Origin of the sequence: Halomonas colorata (genome assembly GCF_014897985.1) — a bacterium.
GTDB lineage: Bacteria > Pseudomonadota > Gammaproteobacteria > Pseudomonadales > Halomonadaceae > Vreelandella > Vreelandella colorata.
Map to the genome: position 1 here is coordinate 19,275 of NZ_JABUZA010000019.1, position 23,171 is coordinate 42,445.

18 protein-coding genes are annotated in these 23,171 nt (G+C 54.7%); 15 read left to right on the top strand and 3 right to left on the bottom strand.

The annotated features are described in order from the left end of the window. Positions 1–14: 14 nt before the first annotated feature. The 7 genes from thiL to INT33_RS11090 all read left to right on the top strand — a co-directional run bounded on the left by thiL (position 15) and on the right by INT33_RS11090 (position 10,906). Complete coding sequence (gene thiL, locus INT33_RS11060; protein WP_192539650.1) at positions 15–992, top strand: thiamine-phosphate kinase; 978 nt, start codon at positions 15–17, stop codon at positions 990–992. After that, positions 989–1,462 carry a phosphatidylglycerophosphatase A family protein gene (locus INT33_RS11065; protein WP_192539649.1) on the top strand — a complete coding sequence of 158 codons (474 nt, stop codon included), beginning with the start codon at positions 989–991 and terminating at the stop codon, positions 1,460–1,462. Before thiL ends, INT33_RS11065 begins: the two co-directional genes overlap by 4 nt. 223 nt (positions 1,463–1,685) lie before the next feature. Then, positions 1,686–2,942 (top strand): DUF945 family protein, encoded by a 1,257-nt coding sequence (locus INT33_RS11070; protein WP_193091882.1) that lies wholly within the window; start codon positions 1,686–1,688, stop codon positions 2,940–2,942. 93 nt (positions 2,943–3,035) lie between these two features. Further along, positions 3,036–5,498, top strand: a complete 2,463-nt coding sequence (gene lon, locus INT33_RS11075) for an endopeptidase La (RefSeq protein ID WP_192539647.1) — start codon at positions 3,036–3,038, stop codon at positions 5,496–5,498. A 190-nt stretch (positions 5,499–5,688) separates the two neighbouring features. Continuing rightward, positions 5,689–7,851, top strand: a complete 2,163-nt coding sequence (locus tag INT33_RS11080) for a methyl-accepting chemotaxis protein (protein ID WP_193091883.1) — start codon at positions 5,689–5,691, stop codon at positions 7,849–7,851. A gap of 136 nt (positions 7,852–7,987) precedes the next feature. Further along, a complete protein-coding gene (ilvD, locus tag INT33_RS11085) occupies positions 7,988–9,832 on the top strand; it encodes a dihydroxy-acid dehydratase (RefSeq protein WP_193091884.1) in 1,845 nt (614 codons plus the stop codon). An 18-nt stretch (positions 9,833–9,850) separates the two neighbouring features. Beyond that, positions 9,851–10,906, top strand: a complete 1,056-nt coding sequence (locus INT33_RS11090) for an oxidoreductase (RefSeq protein ID WP_193091885.1) — start codon at positions 9,851–9,853, stop codon at positions 10,904–10,906. A 1,118-nt stretch (positions 10,907–12,024) separates the two neighbouring features. On the opposite strand, the gene nudE is transcribed toward INT33_RS11090, so the two are convergent. After that, positions 12,025–12,624, bottom strand: a complete 600-nt coding sequence (nudE, locus tag INT33_RS11095) for an ADP compounds hydrolase NudE (RefSeq protein WP_193091886.1) — start codon at positions 12,622–12,624, stop codon at positions 12,025–12,027. 71 nt (positions 12,625–12,695) lie between these two features. Here nudE and yrfG point away from each other — a divergent pair, with 71 nt between their 5' ends. From yrfG to INT33_RS11135, 8 genes are all read left to right on the top strand, one after another. Next, positions 12,696–13,373, top strand: coding sequence for a GMP/IMP nucleotidase (gene yrfG / locus INT33_RS11100; RefSeq protein ID WP_192539842.1), 678 nt, complete (start codon positions 12,696–12,698; stop codon positions 13,371–13,373). After that, entirely contained in the window at positions 13,373–13,762 is a 390-nt protein-coding gene (gene hslR / locus INT33_RS11105) for a ribosome-associated heat shock protein Hsp15 (protein ID WP_192539843.1), read from the top strand. Before yrfG ends, hslR begins: the two co-directional genes overlap by 1 nt. Positions 13,763–13,855: 93 nt before the next feature. Beyond that, a complete protein-coding gene (hslO, locus tag INT33_RS11110) occupies positions 13,856–14,731 on the top strand; it encodes an Hsp33 family molecular chaperone HslO (RefSeq protein ID WP_193091887.1) in 876 nt (291 codons plus the stop codon). Between the two features lie 311 nt (positions 14,732–15,042). After that, positions 15,043–16,599: a phosphoenolpyruvate carboxykinase gene (locus tag INT33_RS11115; protein WP_193091888.1), complete on the top strand. Its 1,557-nt coding sequence runs from the start codon at positions 15,043–15,045 to the stop codon at positions 16,597–16,599. 176 nt (positions 16,600–16,775) lie between these two features. Continuing rightward, on the top strand, positions 16,776–19,118 hold the full coding sequence (locus tag INT33_RS11120) for a Tex family protein (protein ID WP_193091889.1): 2,343 nt from the start codon (positions 16,776–16,778) through the stop codon (positions 19,116–19,118). Between the two features lie 151 nt (positions 19,119–19,269). After that, complete coding sequence (gshA, locus tag INT33_RS11125) at positions 19,270–20,910, top strand: glutamate--cysteine ligase (protein ID WP_193091890.1); 1,641 nt, start codon at positions 19,270–19,272, stop codon at positions 20,908–20,910. Then, a complete protein-coding gene (locus INT33_RS11130; RefSeq protein WP_192539550.1) occupies positions 20,907–21,407 on the top strand; it encodes a disulfide bond formation protein B in 501 nt (166 codons plus the stop codon). The genes gshA and INT33_RS11130 overlap by 4 nt, the downstream gene beginning before the upstream one ends. Before the next feature lie 49 nt (positions 21,408–21,456). After that, complete coding sequence (locus INT33_RS11135; RefSeq protein WP_193091891.1) at positions 21,457–22,308, top strand: alpha/beta hydrolase; 852 nt, start codon at positions 21,457–21,459, stop codon at positions 22,306–22,308. Between the two features lie 30 nt (positions 22,309–22,338). Here INT33_RS11135 and INT33_RS11140 read toward each other — a convergent pair whose 3' ends face one another. Further along, entirely contained in the window at positions 22,339–22,752 is a 414-nt protein-coding gene (locus INT33_RS11140) for a RidA family protein (RefSeq protein ID WP_193091892.1), read from the bottom strand. Between the two features lie 11 nt (positions 22,753–22,763). Next, positions 22,764–23,171: an acyl-CoA thioesterase gene (locus INT33_RS11145; protein ID WP_193091893.1), complete on the bottom strand. Its 408-nt coding sequence runs from the start codon at positions 23,169–23,171 to the stop codon at positions 22,764–22,766.

The window sequence follows — 23,171 nt, forward strand, 5'->3', positions numbered from 1 at the left end:
TTTAAGGGGCCTTTGTGCTTGCCGAATTTGATTTGATTCGTCGTTATCTGATGCCGTCGCAAAAGCTTAATGCGAAAGATGGCGTCGCACTGGGTGGTGGCGACGATGCTGCCCTGTTAGTGCCTCAAGCGAATCATCAGCTCGCGGTTAGCGTTGATACGTCCGTTGTGGATGTTCACTTCCCCCATGATGCCCCGGCCTTTGCGGTGGGGCATCGTGCGCTTGCCGTTGCGTTAAGCGATTTAGCGGCCATGGGCGCAGACCCGCGCTGGTGTTTTATGGCGCTCACGCTGGATCAGCGAACGTTTTTTGATGATGCCGCTATCCACGCGTGGATAAAAGATTTTGCCGATGGTTTTCATTCGCTATGTCAGCAGCAGTCAACCACGCTGGCTGGTGGCGACGTCACGTCGGGTGCTCTGAGCATCGGGGTAACCGTTATGGGCGAGGTGCTCAAGGGTCGTGCTTTGACCCGTGCAGGCGCCAGGCCTGGCGATATGATTGCGGTCACCGGTGCCCTAGGCGGTGGCGCTGGCGGGTTAGCACTTTGGCAGCGTGGTGAACGTGATCTCAAGCATCCCTTGCTGCGCCGCTATTTGCTGCCCGAGCCGCGTTTAGCGGCGGGGGTGGTACTTCGCGATATGGCGACCGCCGCAATGGACATCTCTGATGGGCTATTGGCCGATCTTGCCCATCTGCGCGCAGCCTCCAAGGTAGGCGCTATTATTGATGTCGAGTCGTTGCCATTGGCCGAGACACTTATCGAGTCGCTTGGCCTTGAAGAGGCGCGCAACGCTGCGCTGTCAGGCGGGGATGATTATGAACTGCTGGTTACCCTGGCGCCGGAAAACGTGGTTAACGCACAGCGTGATCTCCGCAAGCAGGGATTAGCGTTAACAGTGATCGGCCAATGCAGTGAAACGCTGGGTGTTGAAGGGATCGCACCGTATAGCAAGGCTGGTTGGCAGCATTTTAATGAGGGAACGCCATGAACCGTGCACCATCAAGTGTGTGGCGTCGCCCAACGCATTTTTTCGCGTTTGGTTTAGGCAGCGGTACGGTGCCCTGGGCGCCGGGTACCTTTGGCACGCTCGCCGCCATCCCTTTCTACTGGATGATGGCGGATTTACCGCTCGGCTGGTATTTAGGTATTGTGCTTGTCGCCTTTATCGTCGGCGTTTGGCTGTGTGATAAGACCTCGCATGATTTAGGCGTACACGATCATTCCGGCATTGTTTGGGATGAGTTCGTGGGGTACTGGATTACGATGGCCGCCGTGCCTTTCTCCTGGGAGGCCGCGCTATGGGGCTTTATTGTGTTCCGTATCTTCGATGTGTTTAAACCTTGGCCGATTCGCTGGGCGGACCGGCGTGTTGCCGGTGGCTTTGGCATCATGATTGATGATGTCATGGCCGGGATCTATGCCTGGAGTACCATGCACCTATGGTATTGGCTACATTGATGGCGTTGGCTACATTGATGGTATCGGTTGCCCTAATACGCAGCGGCAGGTGACACTGGCGAAAGTTACGTACAGAAAGTACTTATAAAGTACTTATTATGGTACTGGCGAAATGTACTTATGAGAGGTGCTGATAAAAAGTACTTATTAGAAGTGCTGATAAAAAACTTAGTAAAGGCGCTGACGAAAAGTACTTCTTACCGGTGCGGCTCAAGGAGATGGCATGCGCAAGGAACGTTTAATCGTCCCTATCTTGGCAGCGATCGCCATCGTATGGATGGCAGGACAACTGCTGTCCAGCGTGTTATTTGAGCGTAGCCTTCGTCAGGCACTAGAAGATTTGGAAGCGCGAGGTGAATGGCGGGTAACCCGTACTGAGAGCAGTCGTGGCTGGTTAAGTTCCCAGGGACGTTTATTGCTTTCACCTCTACTGGGGCGCCCCTGGCGGTTAGAGCTTACCTACCGCGCTCGTCACGGCATTTTAAGCACCGATGTCGAAGGCACGCTTTCGCCGCGTCTGGATACGGTCTTACAGCGTGCAGTCGGCGAGGTAACCGCGGCATCCGCCCCACGTTGGAAAGGGCGCTATCACACGTTAAGTGGCCGTAGCGAACTACAGCTCGCCTTAGCCCCCTTTATTATCCAGCAAAGTGGACGAGAACTTGAAGTTCGCGGTGCGCGCCTGCGTCTTGAAGGTGTCTTTGGTGACTGGCGTTTACGTGTTCGTCTCGACCAACTGTCATTAATAGATGGTGTCGCGCAGTTGACCTTGGGGCCAACGCTGCTTGAAAGTCGTTACACCTATATTGACGATGCCTATCATTTTACCCAGCGTGACCATTTGCAAGTTGATTCGGTGGCGCTACGTTATCCTGCCTATGCCATACAGCTAGCGCCGCTTAGCCTGCAAAGCTATATGGTGTTGGATGAAAGCGAGCTGCGCATTAAAGGTGAACTGGTGATGGGCGATATGATGGTGCCTTCTGAGGCTCCGGATACGCCGCTGATTAACGGGCGTATTGAAATGGAGCTTTCGCGCCTAAATGCCGATGCCATACGCCAGACGATCCGACGCTTGCGTCAGGAAGCCGCGTGGGGCGATACCAGTCTGCCGATGGCCGAAGGTTTGCTGTCCCGCCTTGAGCCTGACCTGCTCCAGATATTGAGTGACTCTCCACGCCTGGATGTATCCACGGTAGCGTTGAATAGCCCTTTATTGGGTATTCGCGTTGATGCTGATGGTGCGCTGTTTTTCGATGCCCGAAAGCTGGATCAGTTAAGTGTTACTGCACTTGATAAAACGGATGAGCGCGAGCGCTGGTTTGAACGCTTGGATGGCGATTTTATGTGGCATGATGCGCCTACTGTCGCCGCGTTATGGTTAGGTCTGCCGCTAGGTACCCGGGATTTACAGTTTGACGTTATACGTGGCAGCTGGCGCGTTAATGGTCGACCCTTGCCTGAGCTATGGCCGCAATAGACAACCATAAGGGTTGAAGTTTGAGCTCTTTGCCCGCATTCCATAGGCAATGCTAGACGGTAGAGCCGTCAGTCACTGTTTATTGGAGGGTGCATGAGCGACCAGGATAATAACCGCGATCACGATAATCTCGATTGGCTGGCGGACGACGAATCGTCATCGCACCAATCTGATGATGCCAGCGAAAATGAGCATCGTTCAGACGGCGAGAAGATAAACTCGCTGGTTCCCGCCAGCGAAATGCTCCCCGAGCGCATCTACTTACTCCCTATTCACAACCGGCCTTTTTTCCCGGCTCAGGTACAGCCACTGGTAATCAACCGTGAGCGCTGGGAAGAAACCATGCGTCGTGTCGGCAATACGCCGCATAAAACCCTGGGTGTTGCCTTCGTGGGCGAGGGCGGTGTTGAGTCGTTAGACCACGATGATTTTCCAGAAATTGGTACTGCCGTCAGAGTGCATAAGCTCAAAGGTGAAGACCAGCAAATTCAGTTTATTGCCCAAGGGGTGCAGCGTTTTCATATTAAGCGCTGGCTTTCTAAAGAGCCGCCTTATCTGGTTGAGGTCACTTACCCCAAAGAACCCGTCGATGCCGAAAATGAAGAAACCCGTGCTTACGCCATGGCGATCATTAACGGTATTAAAGAGTTGCTGCCGATCAACCCGCTTTATGGCGAAGAACTAAAGCACTATCTAAATCGCTTTAGCCCTCATCAGCCAGGCCCCTTAACCGATTTTGCCGCAGCGATTACGTCGGCCAAAGGGCCTGAACTCCAGGACGTGCTGGCAACGCTGCCGGTCGCTGAGCGTATGCACAAGGTTTTGCCTCTTCTGCGTAAGGAGATTGAGGTTGCCCAGCTGCAAAGCGAAATCAGCGAACAGGTCAATGCGCAAATGCAGGACCGCCAGCGTGAGTTTTTCCTGCGCGAGCAGCTAAAAGTTATTCAGCGCGAGCTAGGCATTTCCAAGGATGACCGTGAAAACGATGTCGATACTTTTAGAAACCGTCTGGAATCATTAGTTGTTCCTGAGCGTGTTCAAAGCCGTATCGATGATGAGCTCAATAAGCTGAGTGTTCTGGAAACCGGCTCCCCCGAGTATGGTACTACGCGTAACTATCTTGACTGGCTAACCTGCTTGCCCTGGGGAGTCACAAGTCAGGATAAGCTTGATTTAGGTCATGCCCGTGAGGTGTTGAACCGAGACCACGACGGCCTGCAAGATGTTAAAGAACGAATTGTAGAATTCCTGGCGGAAGGCACATTTAAAGGCGATGTGGGCGGCTCAATTGTTTTGCTGATTGGCCCTCCTGGGGTGGGTAAAACGTCCATCGGCCGCTCTATTGCCGAAGCCTTGGGGCGAGAATTCTATCGTTTCTCGGTCGGCGGAATGCGCGACGAAGCGGAAATCAAGGGCCATCGGCGTACATACGTAGGCGCGATGCCCGGCAAGCTTGTCCAGGCATTTAAAGAAGTCGAAGTCGAAAACCCCGTTATCATGCTGGATGAAATCGATAAGCTGGGACAATCGTTCCAGGGCGACCCTGCCTCGGCGCTGCTTGAAGTACTGGATCCTGAACAAAATATCGACTTTCTGGATCACTATCTAGATGTCAGGATGGACCTTTCCAAGGTGCTGTTCATCTGTACGGCCAATACGCTGGACTCGATTCCTGGCCCTCTGCTGGACCGTATGGAGCAAATTCGCTTATCCGGCTACATTGCCGAGGAAAAGCTCGCGATTGCCAAGCATCATCTGTGGCCGAAGCTGCTTAAGCGCAACAATATGCCCAAAAAGCGTATTAACTTGACCGAGGCAGCCTTAAAGCAAGTCATCGAAGGGTATGCCCGTGAAGCAGGGGTTCGGCAGCTTGAAAAACAGCTTCATCGTATTGTGCGCAAAGCGGCCGTCAAACTATTGGAAGAAGAACTCGAAACCGTCAAAGTATCGGTCAATAACCTCGAAGAGTTCCTAGGGGCACCTCTGTTCCGTAAAGAGAAAGTGCTCAAGGGTGAAGGTGTGGTAACAGGGCTTGCTTGGACATCCATGGGGGGCGCCACGCTACCCATTGAAGCTGGCAAGATCCACTCGCTGGACCGCGGATTTAAGCTTACGGGCAAACTTGGCGATGTCATGAAGGAGTCTGCCAACATCGCTTACAGCTATACGCTGGGCCACCTGCAGGAGTATGGAGCGGATGCTGATTTCTTTGATTCAGCTTTTGTCCATCTTCATGTGCCGGAAGGTGCTACACCAAAGGATGGGCCGTCCGCCGGGGTGACCATGACTACCGCGCTGCTGTCACTTGCCAAACATGAGGCTATTAATCGGCCGCTGGCGATGACGGGTGAGCTGACGCTAACCGGTCAGGTGCTTCCCGTTGGTGGCATTCGTGAAAAAGTCATTGCTGCCCGGCGCAGCGATATCTTTGAATTGATTTTGCCTGAGGCCAACCGGCGGGATTATGAAGAGTTACCAGAGTATCTTAAAGATGGGGTAACCGTGCACTTTGCAAATCGCTATAAGGATGTCGCTAATGTGGTTTTTAAAGATTAAGGGTGATCATGCTAGCGAGTCTTTCATGCGCGCCTTAGCTTAGCGGGCTAACATAAGGTCAGTTTTATTAATTAATTTTAAACGCCGTGCAAAAGTACGGCGTTTTTTTATGTCTATTCCTTAATTTAGTTTCAAGCTAGATGGTGACAATAGCGCTAATTAAAAGAATTAAAGCTTCTAGGGAGCCCTGATGCGTAATAACCAACCTGTGACTCAACGCGAATACGTATTGAACGATGAGTCGGTATTGATTTCACGCTCTGATTTGAAAGGGCGGGTAACGTTTGCTAACTCCACCTTTGTTGAAGTCAGTGGTTATACGCGCGACGAGCTGATAGGTGCTCCGCATAATTTGCTTCGCCACCCCGATATGCCTGAAGCCGCCTACGCGGACTTTTGGAAGACCATTAAATCTGGGGCAACCTGGCAGGGTGTCGTCAAAAACCGGCGTAAAAATGGCGATTACTACTGGGTAAATGCCACCGTCGCGCCACTTCGGGATGGCGACCGCATCGTAGGATATACCTCGGTTCGCCGCAAAGTCTCACCGGAGGTCGTAGCCCAGGCTGCGCCTATCTATGCCCAAATGCGCGAAAAAGGGCAGGCACGACGCTATACGCTGGCACAGGGAGTACTGCGCCGTAAGGGGGTGCTGGGTATTTGGTCGCGCTTAGCATTTACCAGCTTAAAGGCTAGGCTCATCAGCATGGTGGTTGCTGCTCTCTTGCTACTGGGCTTGGCGGGTGGGTTGGGGGTTTATGGTCTGATCGAGTCGGGTGAGCGTTTGAATACCCTTAACCAGTCAGGATTGGAATCTATCGCCAATCTACAGCGCATTGAGCGGCGTCTGGGGCAGGTGCTTGAAACGCTTGAACCCGCCGTGCGTAATCCCCGGCGTGTGGATATAGACGTCGTTCGTGCTGATATCGAACAGCATACGTCGCAACTCAATGATCTATGGCGCGACTACCTGACAGACGAGGTCAATAATCAACAGGTACAGGCGTTCGATACAACCTTAAATGAGTGGTTAGTCAGTGTCGATGCGGCGTTAAATGCCATCCAAGCAAGCAACGGTTTCGCCGCTTTTGAAGCTTTAAACGATACTATTCAGCCACACACCGAAGCGCTGCGCGACATGAGCGGCCATCTGGTAGTCAGTGAGCGTACCCAGGCTGAAATGCTGGTGACACAAGCTCAGCAACGCCGCCAGCAGATGCTGATTGCACAGCTTGCCCTGATGGCGATTGGGTTATTAGTGCTGATTAGTTTAAGCACGTTTATTTTACGCAGTGTATTTCGCAGTTTAGCGGGCGCCCGGCACTTAACCTTCCAAATTGCCGCCGGTAATCTTGCTGCAAGCGAAAGCCGTACCACTAACGATGAGCTGGGAGAACTGCTCTACTCGCTGGACACCATGCGCTTTAGTCTGGCGAGCATCGTCAACGATCTGGAAGGTCGGGTATCTGTTGTAACACCGGCGATCAGACAGATCGCCGCAGAAAATGAAGAGCTCTCCTCGCGTACTGAGCAGCAGGCGTCATCGCTTCAGCAAACGGCTGCTAGCATGGAAGAAATCACTTCCACCGTGCAGCAAAATACCGAAAATGCCCGCCAGGCAACAGAGCTTGCACTACAAAATGCTGCCAGCACCCGCGACACCGGAAAGCAGATGGAAGCGCTGGTCGAGCGTATGCAGCGCATTGCGCAAAGTGCAGACAAGATGAACGAAATGATCAGTGTGATTGATGGGATCGCTTTTCAGACCAACATCTTGGCGCTGAATGCTTCTGTCGAGGCCGCACGGGCAGGGGAGCACGGACGTGGTTTCGCCGTGGTTGCCAGTGAAGTGCGTAACCTGGCAGGGCGCAGTGCCGACGCTGCCCAGGAAATTCGCAAGATGATCGACAGCACCACGCAAGAAGTCAGCGGCGGCCGCAGTGCGGTTGAACAGGCCGAGCGTGCCATTGAAAATGTCATGCAGCAGGTAAGCCAGGTCAGCGTGCTGATGGAATCCATCAGCACGGCGTCCAATGAACAGAGTAGCGGTATTGGGCAGATTAACTCAGCCGTGGCCGAAATGGATCATGTGACACAGCAAAATGCCTCCAAGGTACAGTCCATCGCCGCGTCGGCTGACAATTTAACACTGGAAGCTTATGAGCTTGCCAACGTGGTGGATGCGTTTCGCTTAAAAGGCGTACAAGAAGAGAGCATTGTCACCGCACGTGAAAAGCTTCGGCACACGCATCAAACCGAACCGAAAACGGTCAAGCCTATAGCGCCAGCTAAAGCGGAGTCGAAGAAGAAACTGATCGTTCAGTCTCAACATGATGAGTGGGAGGCATTTTAACGAGACCTTACCTCTAGACATTGTGCTTTCTCTACATCTGGCCTGATGAGAGCGCTCATGCCACAATCTAGGGCGCTGGATTCACCTGCCCACCGCCGAGTTGGCAGCGGGCCAAAAAAAAGATGTAGAGGACACTATGCCTGAGTATCGCTCCCGTACGACCACCGCTGGCCGTAATATGGCTGGCGCTCGCGCTTTATGGCGCGCCACTGGTATGAAAGACGAGGATTTCCATAAGCCGATTATCGCGGTCGCCAACTCCTTTACCCAGTTTGTCCCCGGTCACGTTCACCTGAAAGATATGGGCCAGCTGGTCGCCCGTGAAATTGAAAAAGCCGGTGGTGTAGCCAAGGAATTCAATACTATCGCTGTCGACGACGGCATCGCGATGGGCCATGACGGCATGCTGTACTCATTGCCTAGCCGCGACATTATCGCTGACAGCGTCGAGTACATGTGTAACGCGCACTGTGCGGATGCGCTGGTTTGTATCTCCAACTGCGACAAAATCACCCCCGGAATGCTGATGGCCGCTATGCGCCTGAATATTCCGGTGGTCTTTGTGTCTGGCGGGCCAATGGAAGCAGGCAAAACCAAGCTTTTGGATCACGGTCTGGATTTGGTAGACGCCATGGTCATGGCAGCTGACGACAGCGTGGATGATGAAACGCTGGCCGAAGTCGAGCGTAGCGCTTGCCCCACCTGCGGCAGCTGCTCGGGTATGTTTACCGCCAACTCAATGAACTGCCTGACTGAAGCGCTCGGCCTGGCATTGCCGGGTAACGGCACTGTGCTGGCAACGCACTCTGATCGTCGTCGGCTGTTTGAAAACGCCGGCCACAAGATTGTCGAGCTAGCCAAGCGTTACTATGAAGGCAATGAGGCACACTTGCTGCCCCGCGCAATTGGCTCCAAAGCCGCGTTTAGAAACGCCATGACGCTGGATATCGCCATGGGCGGTTCCACCAATACCATTTTGCACCTGTTGGCCGCCGCGCAAGAAGCGGAAGTCGACTTCACCATGTCGGATATCGATCAGCTATCCCGCGAAGTGCCTCAGCTGTGTAAAGTGGCACCTAATACTCAGAAGTATCACATTGAAGACGTGCACCGGGCGGGCGGTATCATGGCGATTCTGGGCGAGCTTGATCGCGCGGGCGTGCTGGATACCTCGGTACCCACGGTTTACGGCGACAGTCTCAAGGCAGCGCTGGACGAGTGGGATATCATGCGCTCGCCCAGCCCGGAAGTGGTTGAGTTCTTCAAAGCGGGTCCTGGTGGTGTACCCACCCAGACCGCGTTCTCGCAAAGCACACGCTGGCCAAGCCTGGACGGCGACCGGGCGACCGGCTGTATCCGTAACCTGGAGCATGCGTTCTCAACCCAGGGCGGTCTGGCGGTGCTTTATGGCAATATCGCGCTGGATGGCTGTGTGGTCAAAACCGCCGGCGTCGATGACTCGATTCTGCTGTTTGAAGGCACCGCCCACGTAGTGGAGTCCCAAGATCAAGCGGTTGCCAACGTGCTAGATGGCAAGGTAAAAGAAGGCGATGTCGTAGTGATTCGCTACGAAGGCCCTAAAGGTGGCCCCGGCATGCAGGAAATGCTGTATCCGACCTCTTATCTTAAGTCCAAGGGGCTGGGCAAAGCCTGCGCACTGTTGACCGATGGCCGCTTCTCTGGCGGAACATCCGGTTTATCAATTGGTCATGTGTCGCCTGAAGCCGCCGCGGGTGGTGCGATAGGCTTGGTAGAGCAGGGCGATACCATTGTTATCGACATTCCCAACCGCACGATTAACGTCAAGCTTACCGACGCTGAGCTTGCCGCCCGCCGCGAAACGATGGACGCCAAAGGCAAAGATGCCTGGAAGCCAGTCGAGCAGCGTCCGCGTAAGGTAACGCCTGCGCTCAAGGCCTATGCACTATTGGCTACCTCCGCTGACAAAGGGGCGGTGCGCGACCTTTCAAAACTCGATTAAACTTTCGCAAGGAGCATTATGAAAGCAACAATCAATGTGGGCCTGGTAGGTTATGGGTTCGCGAGTAAAACGTTTCACGTACCGCTCATTCAGGCCACGGAAGGCCTGGATTTAGTGGCTGTATCTTCAAGTGACGCCGCCAAGGTGCGGGCTGACCTGCCTGATGTCGAGGTCGAGAGCGAAGCGCGGGCATTATGCCAACGTTATGATATTGACCTTATCGTGATTCCCACGCCCAACGATACTCACTACCCGCTTGCCAAAATGGCACTCACTGCGGGTAAACACGTTGTGGTGGATAAGCCGTTTACCGTGACGCTGTCAGAAGCCAAGCAGCTGAAATCGCTCGCCGTGGTGAAAGAGCGTTTGATCTCGGTGTTTCATAATCGTCGTTGGGACAGCGATTTTTTAACCGTCAAGGCACTGCTTGAAGCTGGCACGCTAGGGCGTGTCACCGGTTTCGAGTCGCGCTTTGACAGATTCAAACCTGAAGTCCGCGACCGCTGGCGCGAGAAAGCCGCGGCAGGTGGCGGACTGTGGTATGACCTGGGGCCACATCTGCTGGATCAGGCATGTGAACTGTTCGGAATGCCCAGCGCCATTTTGCTGGAGCTGGGCACACGCCGCGATGGTGCTCAAGCCGATGATGATTTTCTCGCGCTGCTTGCCTACGATGACCGGCGTGTTCAGTTAAGCGCCAGTGCACTAGTGGCTGAAGCGACACCGCGTTTTCGGATACATGGCACGCAAGGCAGCTATATAAAATACGGCCTGGACCCCCAGGAAGATCGCCTGAAGGCAGGAGAAGTGCCCACCGTTAATTGGGGGGAAGATACCCCAGGTGCGTTAACGCTGCGCGAAGGTCAGGATGAAAGCGCATCGCTAACAAGCCATGAGCATCCTACTCAGCCGGGTAACTACCTGGCCTATTACCAGGGAATCGTCGAGGCCATTCAAGGCCGCGCTGCATTGCCGGTCGATATCGAAGCCGCGCTACGCTCGATGACGCTTTTGGAAGCCGGCCAGGATAGCTACCGCCAACGCCGCTGGATAGCACTCAAACCCCACTTTTAACCCCACACCGAATACCGGCGCCCGCTTCACACGGGTGCCGGTATTCGCTCGTCCCTTACAAAACGTATCGCTATCGACGGATCCGAAAATAGCGCAAATTCGTAGCGCGTGGTAAGCGAAGCGCACCCGCGGAAGCAGCGCGAAGCGCGGCCGGGTGATGAGGTGCAGAAGCATAAGTGCGGTGGAATAGCCAAGGCAGGCGAACCGCCGCCACGCGCAGGTGCCTTATTTACTCGTCCCTCGCAAAACGTTACCCCGCGCTACAATTTTTGCGAATCCGAAAAATAGCGCACACCCGTAGCGCGTGGTAAGCGAAGCGCACCCGCGGAAGCAGCGCGAAGCGCTGCCGGGTGATGAGATGCAGAAGCATAAGCGCGGTGGAATAGCCAAGGCGGCGAATCGCCGCCACCTGCGGGTGCCTTATTTACTCGTTCCTCGCAAAACGTTACCACGCGCTACGTAGGGGGCTTATCCATCGTTTGATAATGCACAAACCGTAGCGCGTGGTAAGCGAAGCGCACCCGCGGAAGCAGCGCGAAGCGCTGCCGGGTGATGAGATGCAAAAGCATAAGCGCGGTGGAATAGCCAAGGCGGCGAACCGCCGCCACCCGCGGGTGCCTTATTTGCTCGTCCCTCGCAAAACGTTACCCCGCGCTACGATTCTTGCGAATCCGAAAAATAGCGAGAACCCGTAGCGCGTGGTAAGCGAAGCGCACCCGCGGAAGCAGCGCGAAGCGCTGCCGGGTTGAGTGATGAAAGCACAACAGTCTGATTTCGATGGCAATGCCAAGGCGGCGAATCGCCGCCACCCGCGGGTGCCTTATTTGCTCGTCCCTCGCAAAACGTTACCACGCGCTACGGTTGTTGCTGGGTCCGAAAATAGCGCAAATTCGTAGCGCGTGGTAAGCGAAGCGCACCCGCGGAAGCAGCGCGAAGCGCTGCCGGGGTTGGGTGATGGGGGCACGAAGGCATAGCATTGATGGCGAGCCCAAGGCGGCGAATCGCCGCCACCCGCAGGTGCCTTATTTACTCGTCCCTCGCAAAACGTTACCCCGCGCTACGGTTTTTGCTGGATTCGAAGATCGAGGCCCGCGCTGAAAGGCGTGTCCGGCATTACCTCACAACAAATCAGCAGCGTCCTGACGCTTCTCATCACGTAATTTATCACGGGCGATATACAGGGCTGCTATGGCGCGGGCTTCATGAAAATCGTCGCGCAGCAGAAGGGCAGGCAGATCTTCGATGGGGTGGGTTTCGACAATAAGCGGTTCTGGTTCGTCGCCCGGCAACCGTTTGGGGTACAGGTCAGTGGCAATCAATACCTGCATTCGATGGCGCATATAGTTAGGGGCCAGCGAAAGCTCAACCAGCGGCTCGATGCGGTGAGCGCCAAAACCACACTCTTCCATCAGCTCCCGGTTTGCGGCGGTCACAATATCTTCACCCGGGTCTACCAGGCCTTTGGGAAGCGTTAATATGTAATCTTCAAAGCCTGCCGCATACTCGCGAATCAACAGTACATGGTCGGGGTCGGGCATGGCCACAATCATGACGGCGCCACGGTCAGCCCCGGTCAAGCGCTCAAACTGGCGCTCCTCGCCGTTTGAAAAACGTAAATCCAGCGACTCGATATGGAATAAACGGCTTTTGGCTACGCTCTCACGGGCGAGTATCTGCGGCTTGCGCAGGTAGCCGGAAGGAGAATCAGATGCTGACATACAGGCCTCCATGGCTGCTAAAAAGGGGTTAGGCTACAATAGCACGCTTACTCTTTTAGACTGGAGCGGCAATGATTGATTGGCGCGAAATTGATACCGTCCTGCTGGATATGGATGGCACGCTGCTAGACCTGCACTTTGACAGCCACTTCTGGCTTGAGCATTTGCCGCGTCGCTATAGAGAGCTTCATCAGCTTGATGAAGCGTCTCAAAATGCGCTTCAAAAGCGGATTATAGGCGAGCAGGGCACGCTTAACTGGTACAGCCTGGCGTACTGGAGCCGAGAGCTTAATGTCGATATTGTTGCGCTCAAGCGTGAGGTACAGCATTTAATCGGTTTACGTAGTGATGCACTCGATTTTCTGAAATGGCTAAAGCAGGCTCACCCGCGCGTAATATTGGCAACCAATGCCGATAGAGCCAGCCTATCGCTTAAATTGCCGTTAACGGGGTTGGAAAACTACCTGGACGCCATCATTTCCTCAGAAGACGTAGGGGCAGCCAAGGAGGAGCAGGCGTTTTGGTTTGCGCTTCAAGAGATCGAACCCTTTGACCCTGCCCGCACCCTGTTTATAGACGATAACTCCCGCGTGCTGGAAAGCGCTCGCGAGTTTGGTATTCGGCATTTGCTGGGTATTAAGCAGCCGGACAGCCAGCGCCCTGAGAAAGAGCTGCAGGAGTTTATCGCCTTGGATCGATTTGCCCAGCTGCTGTCACAAGATCTTCCAGAGCAGCAAGGAGAGCGTTAATGAGCGACACCGTTCGCTTGGATAAGTGGTTATGGGCCGCGCGGTTTTTCAAAACCCGCGCGCTCGCCAAAAAAGCTATTGAAGGTGGCAAGGTGCACTACGACGGTGCACGTGTCAAAACCAGCAAGAATGTCGAGCTGGGAGCGCTGATTCGCGTACCTCAAGGCTGGGATATTTATGAAGTCGAAGTGATCGAGCTTTCGGACCAGCGCCGTGGCGCGCCTGAAGCACGCAAGCTCTATGCAGAGACGACAGACAGTGCTGAGCGCCGTGCCCGCGAGGCCGAAGCGCGCAGGCTTACCAATGAAGCCATGCAGCACCCCCTCAAGCGGCCTGATAAAAAGCAGCGTCGCGATATACAGCGCTTTCAGCGTCAGCCAGGCGAGTAGCCGACGTTTCCTGCCTTGGGCTACCTTCACCGTCCAAGGCAGGTTAGCCCGCCAAGTGCCTTTTTAAGTACCCTTTTATAGCAGGACCTTGTTATGTCTGATCAGATCCAGCGGTTCATGTTTGACCAAACCAATGTGCGTGGCGAAATCGTAACGTTGGCCACTGCTTACCACGAAGTACTCACGCGCCATGCTTACCCACCGGCGGTTAATGAGCTGCTCGGCGAACTACTGGCCGCCGTCGCGCTGCTTACCGATACCATCAAACTGGACGGTACTTTAAGCATCGAAGTGCGTGGCCAGGGCGTGCTGTCGCTATTGATGGCGGAATCCAACCCCGGTGGCGAGCTACGTGCGATTGCCCGTATTGCCGAAGACAGCCACTTGCCCAGCGAACGGACGAGCTTTCGAGAGCTGGTCGGAGAAGGGCAGATCGTCATCACGCTTGACCCGCGAGAAGGCAACCGCTATCAAGGAATCGTCGCGCTGGATCATGAAACGCTTAGCGGCTGTCTGGAAGACTACTTTAGTCAATCCGAACAGTTGCCTACCCGGTTATGGCTAGCGGCTGACGGTGAGCGTGCTGGTGGCTTACTGCTACAGCGCCTGCCCGATGACTCGCAGAATCAGGATACGGATGCTTGGGAGCGCAGCGTGGCGCTCGCCGATACCATCAAAACTGAAGAACTTCTAGGATTGGAGCAGCGCGAGGTGCTTTACCGCCTGTACCATGAGGAAACCGTACGCGTATTTGAGCCCAAGGCGCTGCGCTTTGGGTGTACCTGCTCGCGCGAGCGAATGGCTGACGCACTGATAACGTTAGGCGCCGACGAGCTACGCGATATTTTTCGTGAACAGGGTGCGATCGATACCCAATGCCACTTCTGCCACACGAAATATCACTACACTGCGGCCGATATTGAGTCGTTATTGGATAACCCCGACGCGCTGCCACCGGTTATTCACTGATTTTGTAGTCGCTTATGAATGCATAGAGTAAAAAGGTTAGCTCGCAAAGGGCCAGTAGATACAATGCATTCGGCGGATCTGCCAAACGACCGTTTGAAAACTTACTGCGCTGCAACACAAAATATTGTGTCTTTGTAGTAGTTTAACTACAAAATGTTTGATGAAAGCCCCCGTTTCCCGGGGGCTTTCTTTTTGCAATAATGCGCCTGACTTCAGTAGGCCCAGCGAATTTTATATCGCTGGGATGACTTTTTTGGTGGCGTCAGTGACGCCCGGTAACGAGAGAATGGCCGTAAGGCCTAGGAATCGAAATGACCACGACTCAAGCCGCTCCCCGAATCCATGTGAATCTTAGCAGCGCCGAATTGATTGAGCGCGCCGTGGCCCGTGGTGAAGGCCGCTTGTCGGCTGATGGCGCCCTAGCCGTCAATACCGGTGTACGTACCGGTCGTTCGCCGAAAGACCGTTTTATTGTCGATGAGCCGTCCACACGTGACAGTATTGACTGGGGCAGCGTCAACCGCCCGTTCGATGCCGCGAAATTCGATGCTCTTTGGGAGCGGGTTGAAGGCTATCTGGGCGGTCGTGATCATTTCGTTTCTGAGCTGCACGTGGGCAGTGATTCCACCCACTATCTGCCGGTTCGTGCGACGACTGAAACCGCCTGGCAGAATCTTTTCGGCCGCACCATGTTTGTACGCCCGAGCGCTTACAACCCGGCGGGCAAAGACGAGTGGGTTATTCTCAACGCGGCGAATTTTGAGTGTGAGCCGAGCCGTGACGGCACCAACTCTGACGGCTGCGTGATCATTAATTTCGCCGCGAAGAAAGTGCTGATCGCCGGTATGCGTTACGCAGGCGAAATGAAAAAAGCCATGTTCTCAGTGCAGAACTTCCTATTGCCTGCGTCTGATGTATTGCCGATGCACTGCTCGGCCAACGTGGGTGAGGATGGCGAAACCTGCCTGTTCTTCGGCCTTTCGGGTACCGGTAAAACCACGCTTTCCGCTGACCAGGCCCGTTACCTGATCGGTGATGACGAGCATGCATGGGGCGACGGTATCGTCTTCAACATGGAAGGTGGCTGCTACGCCAAGTGTATCGACCTTTCCGAGAAGAATGAGCCGGTTATCTGGAATGCCATCAAGTTCGGCACCGTGCTGGAAAACGTGGTGCTCAATGACCGCCATGAGCCTGACTACGCCGACGACAGCCTGACCCAGAACTCGCGTGCCGCTTACCCGCTTGAGCATGTAGAAAAGCGCGTTCCGGAAAACCTGGCGGGCGAGCCCAACGCCATTGTCTTTTTGACCTGCGATATGTCAGGCGTACTGCCGCCGGTGTCGGTGCTTTCAAAAGAAGCCGCGGCGTACCACTTCCTGTCCGGTTACACCGCTAAAGTTGGCTCTACTGAAATGGGTTCTTCTGAAGGTTTGGCCGCTACGTTTTCTACCTGCTTTGGCGCCCCGTTCTTCCCACGCCCGGCGCGTGAATACGCTGACCTTCTGATCAAGCGCGTTGATAAAAAGGACGCCCAGGTTTACCTGGTGAACACCGGCTGGACGGGTGGCGCTTACGGTGAAGGCGGTTCGCGCTTCTCTATCCCGACCACCCGCGCCATCATCAGCGCAATTCAGTCAGGCGTACTGCGTGATGTGGAAACCAAGCACATTGAAGGCTTGAATCTGGAAGTTCCGGTTGCCGTGCCGGGCGTTGATTCCAGCCTCCTTGACCCGCGCGATACCTGGGAAGACCGTGACGCCTATGATCGTCACCTTAAAGAGCTTGCGACCAAATTCGTGGATAACTTCAAGAAATTTGAAGGCGTTAGTGAGGCCATCATCAAGGCCGGCCCGCAGCTGACCTGATGATGAATGGCTAGCAGAGCAAGCCATGCCAGAAGGCCGCCCCCGGGCGGCTTTCTGCTATCTGGGTGTTTGAACGCCCCGTTCTGGCTTTTACGTCGTGCCCAGGTAAAGCGGTTATAGACTGATTGTGATACCTTGTGAGCACTTAAAAATGCTGCATGAGTTAGTTGCAATTTATGGATGTCAATCAGCGAATTATTTCCCGTCTAGCCGATGAGCTAGGCGTGCGTACACAGCAAGTGGCGGCCACGGTCGAGTTATTGGATGGTGGCGCAACGGTGCCTTTTATCGCCCGTTACCGTAAAGAGATCACCGGGGCATTGGACGATGTCCAGCTGCGTCAGTTAGACGAACGGCTGCGCTATTTGCGTGAGCTGGAAGAGCGCCGTGAAGCGGTACTGCTGGCGATTGACGAGCAGGGCAAGCTGGATGCGCCGTTAAAAGCGGCAATCCAGGCGGCAGAAACCAAGCAGCGTCTTGAAGATCTGTATCTTCCCTTTAAGAAAAAACGCCGTACCAAAGCGCAAATTGCGCGTGAGGCGGGCCTTGAGCCTCTCGCAGATGCGCTGCTGGCCAACCCAGCGCTTGACCCGGAAGCTGAGGCCGAGGGCTACCTGCGCCCGGCAGAGGGCGATATCCCGGCGGTTGAAGATGCCAAAGCGGCACTGGATGGCGCCAAGCAAATCCTCATGGAGCGCTTTGCTGAAGACCCCGAGCTAATCGGGCGGCTGCGCGAGCGGCTCTGGCAGGAAGGCGAACTGAGTGCCCGCGTGTTGGAAGGCAAACAGCAGGAAGGTGCTAAGTTTGCGGATTACTTCGAACACGATGAGAAGCTTGCCAAGGTGCCCTCGCACCGCGCGCTTGCCATGTTCCGGGGCCGTAACGAGGGCGTACTGAGCCTAGCCATTCGCCTGCCGGGTGAAGACGAGGCCCCCATCCATCCCGCTCAGGTCGCGATTGCCAAACAGGTCGGCATTAGCGACGAGGGTCGCGCTGCCGATAAGTGGCTGGGTGAAGTAGTACGCTGGACCTGGCGAGTGAAGCTTTATACGGCGCTTGAAACCGAGCTTCTTGGCCGCCTACGCGAGCAGGCCGAACAAACCGCCATTGATGTCTTTGCGGCGAATCTCAAAGACCTGCTACTGGCCGCTCCGGCAGGGCAGAAAGTCACTCTGGCGCTGGATCCGGGGCTGCGTACGGGGTGCAAGGTCGCCGTTGTCGATGCTACCGGGCAGTTTATTGATCAGGCGACGATCTATCCCCATGCGCCGCAAAACCGCTGGGATGAGTCACTCAACGTTCTCTCGAAGCTGATTAAGCAGCATGGTGTAGAGCTTATTGCGGTGGGTAACGGCACCGCCAGCCGTGAAACCGACAAGCTGGCCATTGAGCTGCTTAAAGCGCTGGCGCCAGCGCATCGGTTAAGCAAAGTAATGGTGTCTGAAGCCGGCGCTTCGGTATATTCGGCGTCGGAATACGCCTCCCGCGAACTGCCTGATCTCGATGTGACGATACGCGGCGCGGTCTCTATTGCACGCCGTTTGCAGGACCCGCTGGCTGAGCTGGTTAAAATTGAGCCCAAGTCGATTGGTGTCGGCCAGTATCAGCATGATGTATCCCAGGTACAGCTATCGCGCAGCCTGGAAGCTGTGATTGAAGACTGTGTTAACGCCGTCGGCGTCGATCTTAATACTGCCTCCAGCGCCTTGCTTTCGCGTGTGGCGGGATTAAGCGCCGCCATTGCGGAAAATATCGTAGAGCAGCGTAATATTCAGGGCGCGTTCAAAAGTCGTAAAGCGTTACTCGAAGTGAGCCGCTTAGGGCCCAAAACCTTTGAGCAGTGCGCCGGCTTCCTGCGTATCCATAACGCCGAAAACCCGCTGGATGCCAGCGCTGTGCACCCCGAGGCGTACACCCTGGTTGAGCGTATTGCCAAGCAAAACGGCCGCGAAGTAAAAGGCTTGATTGGCGATAGCGCGGCGCTGAAAGCCTTGAAGCCCGCTGATTTCGCTGATGAGCGCTTCGGTATTCCGACCGTCAGCGATATTTTGAGCGAACTGGATAAGCCAGGGCGTGACCCCCGGCCTGAGTTCAAGGCCGCTGAGTTTCGGGAAGGGGTGGAAACCCTAAAGGATCTCAAGCTGGGTATGGTGTTGGAAGGCACGGTAACCAATGTGACGCCTTTTGGTGCTTTTGTGGATATTGGCGTTCACCAGGACGGCTTGGTGCACATTTCCGCGCTGTCTGACCGCTTTATCGATGACCCGCGCAGCGTGGTCAAAGCGGGGGATATTGTATCGGTCAAGGTAATGAGCGTGGATATTCCCCGTAAGCGTATCGGCCTTTCCATGCGTCTGGATGATGAGCCTGAGCAAGAGCAAAGTGCGCCAGGCAAGGCCTCCCGCAGTGATACGCGTAAGCCCGCGCGCAGCCAACGCCAAGGGAATAAATCCAATGAAGCGCCTGCTCCGATGGGCGCTTTAGGCGCTGCGCTGTTAAAGGCGCGCAAAGGTAAATAGCCGCATGTCTTGAATATTTAATGGTTGCCGCCATATCCTGCCTCTTATTGTTTATGAAATGGTTTATAAAACTGTTTATGGAAATGCTGGCGATGCCACCTGATTTCACCAAGGCCCGCAGCGCGGGCCTTACTGACAAGGAGTGTTCACCTTGCCTGAACCACTCACTGTGCCAACCGCGTTAACCGCCCAGGTTGAGCGTTTGCTGCCCAGCGCCCGCCTGGGAAGATTAGGCCGCCTACGCCGCGGTGTGGAAAAAGAAGGGCTGCGCGTTGACGCCCAAGGGCATATCGCTCAAACACCGCATCCCAGTGCCCTGGGCTCTAAATTAACGCACCCACATATCACGACTGATTATTCCGAGTCATTGATTGAATACATCACGCCGGTGTATTCGCAGCCGCGCGAAGCGCTAGCGTTTTTGTCCGACCTGCATACGTTTACCTACCAGCATCTCGATCAAGAGTGGATTTGGCCAGGCAGTATGCCCTCGCGCCTTTCGGGTAACGACAGTATTCCGATTGCCGACTACGGCACGTCCAACGTGGGTACCATGAAGCACGTGTACCGCAAAGGGCTGGATGTGCGCTACGGGCGTATCATGCAGGCCATTGCCGGCGTGCATTACAACGTCTCGCTACCCGAAGATATGTGGCACGCCCTGCGCGAGATGGAAGGCGCGAGCAATATCCCGTTTAACGACTACCGTTCCACGCGTTATTTTGGCCTGATCCGTAATTTCCGCCGCCATAGCTGGCTGCTGCTGTATCTGTTTGGCGCCTCGCCCGCGATAGATAAAAGCTTTCTACCCGAAGGTAACGTACCCGAGAAGCTGCAGGCGCTGAACGACGATACCTTCTACGCGCCTTACGCCACCACGCTGCGCATGTCTGATCTGGGCTACCAGAATAAAGTCCAGTCGCAGCTTAAAATTTGCTTCAATTCGCTATCCAACTATGTGAATACATTGCGCCATGCGATCTCATCGCCTTGGCCGGATTATCAAAAACTGGGCGTTAACGAGGGCGGTGACTGGCAGCAGCTAAACGCCAATATCCTGCAAATCGAGAACGAGTACTACAGCGATATACGCCCCAAACGGGTTGCCAAGCACAATGAAACGCCTAGCCAGGCGCTTGAAGCGCGGGGTGTTGAATATATTGAAGTGCGCTGCCTGGATTTGAATCCGTTTGATCCTTTAGGCGTTACTGAAGCCCAGATGCGTTTCGTCGATACCTTCCTGATGTGGTGTCTACTCAGCGATAGCCCATGGATTTCCGATGAAGAGTGCGACCGCCTGGACGATAATCGGCGCTGGGTGGTGGAGCGCGGACGCGATCCTGAATTGACGTTGATTCGTCAGGGCCAGACCACTTCGGTACGTGAGTGGGGCGAGCAAATCATTGCCGAAATGCACGAAGTAGCCCGCCTGCTGGATGCGGTCGAAGATGACGCGCCTTATGCAGCGGCGCTGAACGAATTGGCCCCACGTTTGAAAGACCCATCGCTTACGCCGTCTGCTCAGATGCTGATGCGTATCAAAGAGGGCAACGGCTCGTTAAGCGATACCCTGCTTGCCTTGGCTAAAGAGCAGGGCGAAAAGCTTAAGAACACGCCTATGCTGCGCTCACGCGAAGCCTTGCTTGCGCAGTTGATCGAAACCTCGCATCAGCAACAGCGCGATATCGAAGCGGCAGATCAGGTAAGTTTTGCCGAATTTTTAGAAACCTACTTTACCAAAGCGCGTGAATCCCGTGCTCTGTCGGCGTTACCACCTGAGGATAGCCAATGAACCAGGCAGCACTTCGTCCAGTCGCCCTCGCGGGCCTGGTATTTTGTGTATTGATGATGGCGGTAGCGCTCGGTCTTGAGCATATTGGCGGGTTTGAACCCTGCCCACTATGTGTTTTTCAGCGCGTAGCGGTGATCGTCGCAGGGTTAATCTTTGCGGTAGCGGCTATTCATAACCCCGGCGGCAAGGTAGGCGCAGGCATTTATGGCGCGCTGGGGCTAGCGGCAGTAGGAACGGGCGCCTTTATTGCCGGGCGCCACGTCTGGCTGCAAAGCCTGCCTGCCGATCAGGTCCCTTCCTGTGGGCCTGGTCTTGATTACATGATGGATGTGCTGCCCATGAGGGACGTCATTTCCATGGTGCTGAATAGCTCAGGTGAGTGTGCTGAGATCGACTTCATGTTCCTGGGCTTCTCACTGCCTGCCTGGACGCTGCTTGGTTTCGTGATACTCGCACTCGTGCCGCTGCGTATGTTGTGGTTAGCCATCAAACGCTAATGTTTTAAGCTGTCGGCTATTACTCAAAAACAATAAATAGGAGCACGACGTGCTTTATCGCCACTTCGCCACACAAGAAGAGATCGACCGGGCCTACGATCCAATGCTCGGTCGAGACCCTCAGATTTTAGTCCAAGACTGGCAACAGCGTAGTGAAGCGTCACGCGCAAAACACCGGGTGACGCTGGATCTTGCCTATGGTCCTTCCACTGCCGAGCGCATGGATATCTTCCATGCACAAAGCGCGGATGCTCCTGTGCATGTTTTCTATCATGGCGGCTATTGGCGCTCATTAAGCCATCGTGAATTCAGCTTTATAGTCGATGGTCTCGTCAAGGCGGGCATTACGGTAGCCGTGGTCAATTACGCCCTGTGTCCCGTGGTGCGTTTTAGCGAGTTGGTTCGGCAAAGCCAGGCAGCCGTTGCCTATATCTATCGGCATGCAAAAGCGTTAGGTGTCGATCCTTCTCAACTGAGCATTTCAGGGCATTCAGCAGGCGGGCATTTGTCGGCCATGCTCGTTGCGACCGACTGGGAAGGCGGCTTTGGCTTGCCCAACCAGTTGATTCGCGGCGCGCTGTGCATCAGTGGTTTATACGATCTGCGGCCATTTCGATGGTCGTGGCTACAGCCGAAGCTGCAGTTAAGCGGGCGAGATGTTCAGGAATTCAGCCCGTTATGGCTGCCGTGCCGGGTATCGGCTCCAATGCAGTTAGCCGTGGGTGGCCAAGAGCCTGCCGAGTTTGAACGGCAAATGACGGCGTATGGCGGGCAATTACTGCGCGACGGCCAGCAGGTAGAGCAGCATTTATTCAATGAAGCCGACCACTTTTCAATTCTTGAGCACTATCTTGAAGGAGGGTGTTTTATTGAGTGGATCAAGGCGTTTCATAAGGTTTAGCAGCGCCCCGTCTGGGGCGCTTTCATATCTCTAGGCACCAGGAATCATCGCTGTGGCTTCGATTTCCACCTTGGCCTGGTCTTCGACCAGCCCTGCCACCTGAACCATGGTCATCGCCGGAAAATGCTTACCCAATACTTCGCGGTAGGCAGCACCGACTTCTTTGAGCCGCGCTAGATACTCCCGTTTATCCGTCACATACCACGTTAATCGCACAAGATGCTCAGGGCCTGCGTTAGCCTCTTTCAAGACCGCCACAATATTTTGCAGTGCCTGATTCACTTGAGCGACAAAGTCATCGCTTTCAAATATCTGGTCGGCATTCCAGCCAATCTGCCCGCCTACAAAAACGGTCTGGCCCGAAGCAAGCACACCGTTGGCGTAGCCAGCGGCTGCTTTCCAGGAAGAGGGATGGAGAAGCTGATGAAAAGTGGCGTCACTCATGTTGGCTATCCTTATTGGTTTTCGACGGTAATATGCTGGCGTATCGCATCGTTCCATGGCATAGACTTACCGCTACTTAACTCCATGAATACAAGCGTTAAACAACTGGTTAAGCGTTTCTGCTCACCGCAGTAAGCAATAACCTGAAGGTTTAGGCTGCTACGTCCTACGGCCTGAACACTCAATTCAAACATAAGGCGTTCGCCTAGTCGGCTCGGCGCGTGGAACTGGGTCTCGATAGAAACAGTAGGAACCCCCGTACCATTTTCCACGTGCAGCTGGTTAAAGTCGTGGTGTAGAGCCTCTTCGAACCAGTCCTCGACCACGGAGTTAATCAGCTCAAAATAGCGCGGATAAAAAACGATACCCGCGGGGTCGCAATGCTGAAAACGAACCTTTCGCTGTGTCGTAAACGCCAT